We start from the raw sequence: 1,516 nt of genomic DNA on the forward strand, positions 1-1,516 counted from the left end.
CCCAGCTGAGCGCCGACCCGTCCACTGCGGATTTGGTGCCTCAAGTGAATGTGTACCCCGCCGTGCCCATGAGCATGCAGCGCGTGGCCGATGTGGAACGCGCCCAAATGTTGCTGGAGAGCACCAGCCGCATGGCCTTGCAAAAAGTACTGTGGCACTTGCATGGCGTGCTGCACCAAGTGCGCAGCCGGCCCGAACACAAAGGCTTGATCCGCTGGCTGGTGGACGTGGACCCGCAGGCGATTTGAGAGATGCGGCGCCCCCGCATTTCACTTTCAGACTTTGAAAAAAGCCACCGCGCCAGAAAAAGTCAAAAAAGCAGCCGCTGTAGTCACCAAAATGATGCGTGCGATGCGGCCATTGTCGGCCCCCAAACGCTCGGCCAGCAGCGACACATTGCTGGCGCTGGGCAAAGCGGCCACCAAAACCATCACCTGCAAGGCAAATGGGTCGATCGGCGCGCCCCACTGGATGGCCGTCACGCCCACCAATAAAACCAACACCGGGTGCAGCACCAGCTTGATCAAGGCAATCGGCAAGTAATCGGCCATGCGCAAGGGGCCATCGGGGCGCTCGTGCGCCAGCAATTGAGAGCGGGCCAAAACCGCACCAATGGTGAACAAAGCCACGGGTGAGGCCGCGTCGGCCAGCAAAGCCACGGTTTTTTGGACAGGACCAATCAACTCCAGGTTCCAAAACGAAAAAGCCGCCCCCAGGCTGATGGCCCAGGGCATGGGGTTGCGCACCACCCCAGCCAGCGCCTTGCGGGCGGCCACCGCCGCGCCATGCTGCCCGGCCGCGTCCATCCGCGACAAAGCCACGCAAAGCGAGGACGTGACCACCAAGTCGACCACGATGGTGACGATGGCAGGGCCCACCGCCTGCGCGCCGAGCAAGGCCACCAACAAAGGCACGCCCATGAAGCCCGTGTTGGGAAAAGCGGCCACCAGCGCGCCCAAAGAAGCATCGTTCCAGCGAATGCGGCCGTTCAGGCTGATGGCGATACTGACCGCCACGATCACCAAAGCGCAAAACAAATAAGTGAAGAACACCCCCGCATCGAGCAACTGGGCGATGGGCGTGTCTGCCCCAAAGCGAAACAGCATGCACGGCAAGGCAAAAAACAACACGAAGCCGTTCAAACCGGAAATGGCCTCCAAAGGCAAAAATCGCCACCGGGCGGCCGCATAGCCGCACAGCACCAAAGCGAAGAAGGGGAAGGTGACGCGCAAAATTTCCAACATTCGCCGATTGTCGGGGTAAACCAGTAGACCCTGAATGCAGCCACAGTCGCGCCGCTGACAGCGCCCACGCACGCCAGGGCGCTTTGGACGCCCGCATCTCCCTCAGAATCCGGGCGAGTCCGGGGCCGCTATGATGGCTCGCTTTGCCCTCCCTCTCCATCTCCCCATGTCAGCCGGACTCAACCACGCCCAACTCGAAGCCGTGAACTACGTTTCTGGCCCCTGCTTGGTGCTGGCCGGGGCCGGTTCGGGCAAGACACGCGTGATCACGC

Annotated in this window: 2 protein-coding genes and 1 pseudogene; 2 read left to right on the top strand and 1 reads right to left on the bottom strand. The window is 61.8% G+C overall.

The features are described 5' to 3' along the window. A pseudogene (locus tag Q0341_RS14055) lies at positions 1-248 on the top strand (primosomal protein N'); the annotation flags it as partial. Between the two features lie 27 nt (positions 249-275). Here Q0341_RS14055 and Q0341_RS14060 read toward each other — a convergent pair. Continuing rightward, positions 276-1,244 carry an AEC family transporter gene (locus tag Q0341_RS14060; protein WP_299514566.1) on the bottom strand — a complete coding sequence of 323 codons (969 nt, stop codon included), beginning with the start codon at positions 1,242-1,244 and terminating at the stop codon, positions 276-278. A gap of 166 nt (positions 1,245-1,410) precedes the next feature. Between Q0341_RS14060 and Q0341_RS14065 the strand changes: the two genes are divergently transcribed. Next, the coding region (locus Q0341_RS14065) for a UvrD-helicase domain-containing protein (protein ID WP_299514568.1) at positions 1,411-1,516 on the top strand (106 nt) is incomplete at its 3' end.

This window comes from uncultured Limnohabitans sp., assembly GCF_937889215.1.
Taxonomy (GTDB): Bacteria; Pseudomonadota; Gammaproteobacteria; order Burkholderiales; family Burkholderiaceae_C; genus Limnohabitans_A.

Excerpts from the sequence above, each read along its gene's own strand:
- Q0341_RS14060 (WP_299514566.1), bottom strand. The coding sequence starts at position 1,244 with ATGTTGGAAATTTTGCGCGTCACCTTCCCCTTCTTCGCTTTGGTGCTG.